Consider the following 7,553-nt stretch of genomic DNA (forward strand, 5'->3'; position numbering starts at 1 on the left):
GAGCGCCGCACCCCACACGGCGACGACCGCGCCGACCAGGAGCAGCGGGGCGACGAGGCTGCGCAGCAGGACGATCAGGACGATCAGGACGGAGCCCAGGACGAGCGGCACGACGACGACGCGGTCGCCGGCGTTGGCGTCCTTGAGGTCGATCAGCTGGGCGCTGGGTCCGCCGACGTGGCCGCCCAGCTCCCCGACCGGTCCCGAGCGCAGTGCGTGGATGGTGGCGGTCTCGCCGGCGGACTCCGGCGGGGCGTCGGCGGTCACGGCGATCTCGGTCCAGCCCGTGCCGCTGCGGCGGGGCTCGGCGGCGGCCACGCCCTCGGTGCCGCGGATCCGTTCCAGGGCCTGGTCGGCCTCACTGGCCGGCACGACCACGTCGATGGGCTGGCTGCTGAGCTCCGGGTAGGCGGTGGCCAGGGTCCGCGCCGCGGTGATCGACTCCGGGGTGTCGATGAAGGAGTTCTCGTTCTTCAGGCTGCCCTGCAGGTTGAGGGTGCCCAGCGCCAGAGCGCCGAGCACCGCCGCGCCGGCGACCAGCACGGTGACCGGCCTGCGGCCGGCCGAGCTGCCCATGGCGGCGAACACCGACCGCCGCTGTTTCGGCTCACTGCCGAAGACCGGCACCAGCGGCCAGAACACCCGGCGGCCGAGGAGGACCAGCAGCGCGGGCAGCAGGGTCATCATGGCCAGCAGCGCGCTGAGCACGCCGACGGTGCCGAACGGGCCCATGCCGCGGGTGCTGTTCAGATCGGCGGCCAGCAGGCAGAGCAGGCCGGCGGCGACGGTACCGGAGGAGGCGAGGACGGCGGGGCCGCAGCCGCGCAGGGCGGCGCGCATGGCGTCGTACGGCCGCTCGACGCGGCGCAGCTCCTCGCGGTAGCGGGAGACCAGCAGCAGGGCGTAGTCGGTGCCCGCGCCGAAGACCAGGATGGTCATCATGCCGTTGTTCGCGCCGGTGACGGTGGTGCCGAACCATGCGTGCAGGCCGTAGGCGACGGCCATCGCGGTGAAGTTGGCGGCGCCGGCGGTGAGCAGGGGGACGAGCCAGAGCAGGGGGCTGCGGTAGATCAGGACGAGCAGGACGGCGACCACCGCGACGGTGGTGTAGAGCAGCGGGCCGTCCAGTGACTCGAAGACCTTGCCGGAGTCGGCCTGCACTCCGGCGCGCCCGCCGACCTCGGCCGTCAGCCCGTCCTCCGTGCCCCGGACGGTCTCGCGGACGTCGTCGACCAGGGCGTTCTTGGCCTCCTTGTCCTGACCGGGCTCGGTACTGGATACGGGGTACATCAGCGTGGTGCCGTCCTTGGACGGGACGGCCCGCGGCTGTGCGCTGAGCTTGTGCGCGGCGGCGATCTCGTCGATCTGCCCGGCGGCGGTGCGCCGGTCGGCCTCGGTCAGCCCGCCGTCGCGGTGGTACACCACGACCATGTCCGTGGACTCGCCGCCGGGCAGCCTGTCCTGGACCTTGGCGACCTGGGTGGAGTCGGCGCTCGCGGGCAGGTAGTCGACGTTCCGGTTCTGCTGGACGCCGGAGAGCTTCCCGGCCAGCGGCGAGGCGAGCACCAGCACCACCAGCCACATCGCCAGCAGGGTCCAGGGCACGAGCCGTCCCCGGCGCGTCCTCTGCTCTTCCTGTACGGCCCCCATGGGCCACCCCTCTCCTCGGATGCTCGGATGTCCGGGTCCTCACCAGACTTCCGGTGAGAAGGGCCGGACACGTCGCTCCAGCGACCGAAGTGGCCCGTACTGCGAGGGGTGTCCCGGGCGGGGCGTTACTCCCGTGGGCGTACGGCACCGGCCGGGAGCCGCCCCCTGGTGGTCCCGTGCATCCCGGCCGCTACCGGGGCAGCTCTGCGCGCCGCACCGCGTCGGAGGCCAGGGCGATGGCCACGCCCAGGCCGGCGAAGGCACCGCAGCCGACGAACACCGGGGCGGCGCCCCAGGCTCCGATGGCGGCACCGACCAGCGGATAGCTGAGGGGCGCGAGACCGACCGCGGTGAGCATGACGACGGAGGTGACCCGACCGAGATGGGCGGGGTCCGCCGCGGTCTGTACGAGGGTGCTGCTGAGGCTGCCGAAGACGCCCACGGCCAGCCCGGCGACCGCGGCCAGCACCGCGGCGGTCCAGAGGGCCGGAACCAGTGCGACGGTGGCCGCTCCCGCGCAGGCCACGAGCCCCGTCCCGGCCAGCACCAGTCCGGCACGGGGCAGCCGGCCGGCGATGGTGAGCAGCGCGGCGCCGGCCGCCGCTCCCGCGCCGAGGCTGCTGACGATCCAGCCGTAACCGGAAGGCCCCCAGCCGCGCTCGGCGTTGAGGAGCACCATGCCGACGTTGAGGGTGCCGGTGAGACCGAGCTCGCAGACGGCGCCGGCGACGACGAGCGGGCCGATGAGGCGGTGGCGGCGGATGTACCGGAGGCCGTCGACCAGGTCCTTGCGCGCGGTGCCGGGCTCCGGCCGCTCCTCGTCGCCCGTCCCGAGGGGCCGTATCCGTATCGTCAGCAGGAGCGGCAGGGNAGGGACAGCGCGAACAGCAGGCCGGCGACGGCGAAGGCGGCCGCCGCTCCCCCGAGTCCCATGGCCAGGCCGCCGACGGGCGGGCCGGCGATCTGGCTGAGGCGCATCGACAGGGAGCGCATGCCGGTGACCCGGGCCAGCTGGTCGGGGCTGGTGATCCGCGGCGGGAGGGCACCGATCGCGGGGACGAACAGGGCGTCCACGGCGCCGAAGACGAGCGCCACGGCGACCAGCATCCACAGGGCCGGCGCGGTCAGCGCGATACCGGCGGCCACCGCGAGGATGAGCAGACAGCGCAGCGCGTCGCTGCCGAGGATCACGCGACGGGGGTCGAACCGGTCGGCCACCACGCCCCCGCCGAGCATGAGCAACGCCCGCGGCAGCGCCCCGGCGGCCATGACGAGGCCGACTTGGGTGGGATCGGCGACCTTCTGGGCGGACCAGCCGAGGGCGACGAAGTACACGCTGTCCCCGACGAGGGAGACGGTGTAGGCGGTGAGCCAGCGCAGCACGTTTCCGTCGCGGTGGGCCGGCGCGGTGGCGCGTTCGGGCAGGGCTGTCCGTGCGGTGGCCATGGTGGGCTCCGGTGAGTCGGGGATACGGCCGGGTCAGGGCCGGAACGGGAAGCCGTAGAGGTGCACGGACACGTGCTCGCGGTCCTCGGTGTCGCCGGCCGCCCTGGCGTCCCTGCCGCGCTCCCGCCAGCGCCGGGCCAGCGCCTGGAGCTCGTCGCTCATCTCGGCGAGTTCGGCCGGGGTCAGGTCGAGCAGCCACTCGGAACTGAAGGCGGCGTCGGTCCACGCCTTGCCCCAGGCGGCCGTCTGGTCCAGGTACGCGCGGTACTGGGCCATGCGGTTGTCGACGATGCCGCGGGTCACCGCGCCGACGGCGGCGGCGCCCTCGGGCGTGTCCGCGAAGTCCGAGTCGCGGAAGCCCCAGCCCTCCTCGGACGCCACCCGCCACCACCGCTCACGGCCGTCGGCGCTCCGGCCGCTCGCCTCGGTCACGAAGCCGTGCTCGGCCAGCTTGCGCAGGTGGTAACTGACCAGCGACGGCGCCTGGTCGACCTGCTCGGCGAGCTGGGAGGCGGTCGCGGTGCCCGCGGCGTACAGCAGCCGGTAGAGCTGCAACCGCAGCGGGTTCGTGAACGCCTTCAGACGGGACAGGTCGGTGATCCGCTCGAACTCGCGCTTCGGTGACATGCCGTCACCGTAGATATGAAGCAGAAGTTGCGCAATATTTCTTTCAGAACTGGTGGCAAGAAACCTGGCTCCGCGCGAAGTTCCTTGATCCGATGGAGACTTGAGCGGACTCGCGGACAGCGGCGGACGCCCTGAAAATGAAGCGCGCCGCGGTACCGGCTGTGACAGGGTGGCGAACCAGCGGTTCAACCGCCCCACCAGGCCGTCGCAGGAGCGTTTGATGCCCGTACCGTCCCGCCTTTCCCCGTTGCTGCAGCAGTTCGACTTCGCCCGCGAGCGCCTCGCCGACCGGCTGACCGGCCCGGTCATGGACAGCGGCAACGGCACGGACATCGAGGTCGGCCCCCTGACCGACGAGGAGTACCTCTGGGAGCCGGTGCCCGACTGCTGGTCGGTCCGGCGGCGTACGGACGGGCCGGGGCCGCGCGCGACGGTCCTGGCCGGCACGGGTGACTGGGGGCGCGACGCCGCGCCCGCCCCGCACCCGTTCCCGCCGCCCTTCACCACGATCGCCTGGCGCCTGAGCCACCTCACCGAGCTGCTGGCCCTGCGCGCCGACCACACGGCCGGCGGCCACACGCTGACCCGGGACGACTTCCGCAGCGACGGAGACGCCGCCGGAGCGATCGCGGCCTTCGCCGACGCCGCCTCGGCGTGGCGAAAAGCCCTGCTCGGCGCCGACGACACCGCCCTCGACACGGTGGGACACAGCACCTACCCGCACGGCAGCGACCCCGACGACCCGTTCATCGAGACGATCTGGTGGGTCAACCAGGAACTGCTGCACCACGGAGCGGAGATCGCCTTGCTGCGCGACCTGTACCGCGCCCGAAAGCCACGCCGCACACCCTGACCCGTACGGGGACCTTTTCACACTCGCGCCCTGCGGCTCCGAACGGAACTCCAGGGCGCGGTCGTACGACTGCGACTCAGTCGGCTCGGCCGATGGCCACGGTGCGGGACCCCGGAGAGAAGAGGAAGGTTTCCACTTCGGGATGGTCGAGCTGACGGGCGAGCCGGTCGAGCACCGGGACCAGCTCCGGCATATGGGCCTCGAACAACTTCCGAGCAAGGTCCGCGCCCTCTGGGGTCCGGCTCTCTTCGGTCATCCACTCCTCCGCGAGCGGCCACAGGGGCTGTGCATGGGCGGCCCATCGCCCGTCGCTGCCGTCGCCGACCTCGATGGCACGGAAGGTCTTCTGCTGCTGGCTCATGACTGCCGCTCCCTTGTGAACTTCAGGCGGGGTGGCGGCAACTTAGCTAATTCGGGTCTTCAAAGTTGAGCGGTGCGGAGGTGTCCGCGGGCCCGGCGGGTGGTGACGCAGCGTGTCCGTAGCCGTTGGTTGTCGGCATTGCGAAAGCCGAACGCCGCGCGGGCGACAAGCTTGGTCACACGGTTGATGCCTTCGCTCTTAGCGTTGCTGTGTCCGGCGTCGATGAATGCGGCGATCTCGGGCCACCAGCGGTCGACGGTGACAGCGAGCTGCCGCACCTCGGGGATGTCGGAGTCCGCGCACCAGGTGAGGAACTTCCAGCGTGCGTGGCCGACTTGGTTCCGGTCGGCGCCGGTTCTGGCCAGGGCGAGGAGGTTGCGCAGGTTCTCCTTGGCGATCCATGCCCTCAGCAGGGTCTGCCCGATCGTCCCCTCGCCGAGCAGCGCGTTCCACATGGCGGCGAACTGCTCGTCGGTGAGGTCCTCCCGGTTGCGCAGCAGGCGCCGGCGGGCCTTCCACTCCGGATCGGTGGCCCGGCCGCGTCGGCCGCGGACCTCGGCGGTGGTGCGGCGCCGGATGGCCGAGAGCATCTTGTTCGCCAGCTGCACGACGTGGAAGTGGTCGACCACGACCGTGGTGTGTGGCAGGCCGGTGCGGACCGCGGCGCGGTAGGTGGCGGACATGCCGGTGGCGACGTGTGTGATGCTCTTTCTCCAGGTCAGCGGGGTGGTGGCGAGCCAGGCCAGCACGTCGGCGACGCTGCGGCCCTCTACCTGGCCCAGCAGCCCGCCCGTCCCGAGGGCGTCGGTGAAGCCGGTGTGCCACCGGTCCCGCACCAGGTGCCACTTGCCGGTGCCGGGATCCTGTTCCCAGCGCAGCCGTCCGCGGCGGGTCTCATCGATGCCCAGGACGTCGACCTCGGGCAGGGGCGCGTCGACGACCTCGCGGGCCTGGTCGCGGAAGGCATGCATCACGGTCGGCCAGGACAGGTGCAGATCACGGGCGGCCCGGACGACGGTGGACCCGGCGTCGCGTATCCGGCGTCCGGCCGCGGCCCGCAGTCGCAGGGTGATTCTGGCGCTGGCTGGTATCTGCTCGGTCTGCTCGGTGAACGACCGACGCGGGCAGCTCGGCTCACGGCACCACCAGCGGCGCTTGTGCCAGAAGAACTCCAGCCCGCTCTCGCCGTATGGGAGATCGCGGGGCCGGGTCGTCGCGGAGCCCTTCACCCGGGAGGCGAAGACTCCACAGCCCGGGCAGACCCTGGCCGTCTCGTCGGCCGTGACCAGGTGGACCCGGCGGATGCCGTCGGCCAGCCGCTCGACCCGGACGACGGACACCCCGTCCAGGTCGAGCAGCAACGTCGTATCGTTGAACAAGCCCGTGGCTCCTGCATGATCGTCCTGCGTAGAGAACGGAAATGATCACCGAGGACCACGGGCACCTTGCATCCGGGGCGCCAGCCCACCCGGATCAGTCACAGGACGTGATGCTGCGTCAGCAGCGCAGGAGACGCACACCGCTCAAGCTCGAAGACCCCTCAATGCGGGCACCGCAGCCATCCGCCGCACCCTTCAGCGCACCAGCGCAGGCGGGCTCACCACGCTGCCCACCAAGACCCGGGCCTCTGAACGCCGCATCGCTCTCCCCGCCCGCTGCGTCCACTCACTGAAGCACCACCACGAACAGCAGCAGCGTGAGCGCGAGGCAGCAGGCACCGCGTGGCAGCCCAACGGGCACGCCTTCACCACGGTGCAGGGTGGATCGATCGACCCGACCAACCTCACCCGCGCCTTCATCACGCTCCTCCGCAAGGCCGGTCTCCGCCGCATCCGCTTCCACGGCATCAGGCACTCCACTGTCACCCTGCTTCTGGAACAGGGCGTCGAACTCGTCGTCATCAAGGAACTCCTCGGCCACGCCCACATCGGCGTCACCGCCACCGTCTACGCCCACGTCCGACTCCGCCTCCAGCGAGACGCCATCGACACCCTCGACCGCCCCTGACACACGCACGGCAACGGCGGCAGACACCTGGTGTCCGCCGCCGTTGCCGTCATCTACTGCCGTCAAGCCGCAGAACGGCCCCTACATGCGACACCGACAGGGTCCGCATCTTTACGCTTGGACGCGTAGCGAATCGGAAGCCTAAATCGGCTCTCCCGCTACTCCGCTGAATCCGACGAGGCCGCCCCTCTTCGCCATGTCAAGAATCTCAGGGAGATAATCAAGTTGGCGAACCGAGAGGGTCAGGAGGACGTACTTTCCGGCGTCGTCCGGTTCCTCTTCCAGGTCGAATCGAGACGGCTCCAGAACGTCTTCTACGTCTGGCCACCTAGTCAGCAACTTCTCCCGGAACCGCAATACGTCAGGGCTCACGACAAGGTCGCGTGTGTCTCCCTCAGCGAGGCCGTCGAAGACTTCCTCAGGGTCCCCAGCAGAGCGCTTCCAGAAGGCGAAGTCGCTACTCATAGGTCATCCTCTCAGGTTAGGGGTTGCAGATTGGACACGCTGTACCGCGCCGGACGACCGAGGTTTCAAACCCGTACGTCTTCGCTAGCCATTCGTCCTTCCTGCGCTGGCCCCTGGTGTAATTTGATTTATTCACCTTCACTT

The 7,553-nt window shown here is 70.8% G+C and carries 6 protein-coding genes and 3 pseudogenes; 2 read left to right on the top strand and 7 right to left on the bottom strand.

From position 1 onward, the window contains the following. The 4 genes and pseudogenes from RH94_RS02335 to RH94_RS02345 form a co-directional block, all read right to left on the bottom strand. A partial coding sequence (locus tag RH94_RS02335; protein WP_234425477.1) for an MMPL family transporter occupies positions 1–1,650 on the bottom strand: 1,650 nt, incomplete at its 3' end. 190 nt (positions 1,651–1,840) lie between these two features. Beyond that, a pseudogene (locus RH94_RS42000) lies at positions 1,841–2,520 on the bottom strand (MFS transporter); the annotation flags it as partial. A gap of 1 nt (position 2,521) precedes the next feature. Next, a pseudogene (locus RH94_RS42005) lies at positions 2,522–3,096 on the bottom strand (MFS transporter); the annotation flags it as partial. Positions 3,097–3,129: 33 nt separating this feature from the next. Further along, positions 3,130–3,723, bottom strand: a complete 594-nt coding sequence (locus RH94_RS02345; RefSeq protein WP_073946015.1) for a winged helix-turn-helix domain-containing protein — start codon at positions 3,721–3,723, stop codon at positions 3,130–3,132. Between the two features lie 220 nt (positions 3,724–3,943). On the opposite strand from RH94_RS02345, the gene RH94_RS02350 reads away from it, so the two are divergent. Then, complete coding sequence (locus tag RH94_RS02350; protein WP_073946016.1) at positions 3,944–4,576, top strand: DinB family protein; 633 nt, start codon at positions 3,944–3,946, stop codon at positions 4,574–4,576. A gap of 76 nt (positions 4,577–4,652) precedes the next feature. Here the strand turns inward: RH94_RS02350 and RH94_RS02355 are convergent, their stop codons facing one another. Continuing rightward, positions 4,653–4,937 (bottom strand): hypothetical protein, encoded by a 285-nt coding sequence (locus tag RH94_RS02355; RefSeq protein WP_234425478.1) that lies wholly within the window; start codon positions 4,935–4,937, stop codon positions 4,653–4,655. 59 nt (positions 4,938–4,996) lie between these two features. Then, positions 4,997–6,316, bottom strand: coding sequence for an ISL3 family transposase (locus RH94_RS02360; RefSeq protein ID WP_073946017.1), 1,320 nt, complete (start codon positions 6,314–6,316; stop codon positions 4,997–4,999). 160 nt (positions 6,317–6,476) lie between these two features. Here RH94_RS02360 and RH94_RS02365 point away from each other — a divergent pair. Beyond that, positions 6,477–6,944: pseudogene (locus tag RH94_RS02365) on the top strand (site-specific integrase); the annotation flags it as partial. Between the two features lie 141 nt (positions 6,945–7,085). Here the strand turns inward: RH94_RS02365 and RH94_RS02370 are convergent. Continuing rightward, the gene (locus RH94_RS02370; protein WP_073946018.1) at positions 7,086–7,409 is read right to left on the bottom strand and encodes a hypothetical protein; all 324 of its coding nucleotides are present in this window, start codon (positions 7,407–7,409) and stop codon (positions 7,086–7,088) included. Between the last annotated feature and the right edge of the window lie 144 nt (positions 7,410–7,553).

It is taken from the genome of Streptomyces kebangsaanensis, from assembly GCF_001906585.1.
GTDB classification, from domain to species: domain Bacteria; phylum Actinomycetota; class Actinomycetes; order Streptomycetales; family Streptomycetaceae; genus Streptomyces; species Streptomyces kebangsaanensis.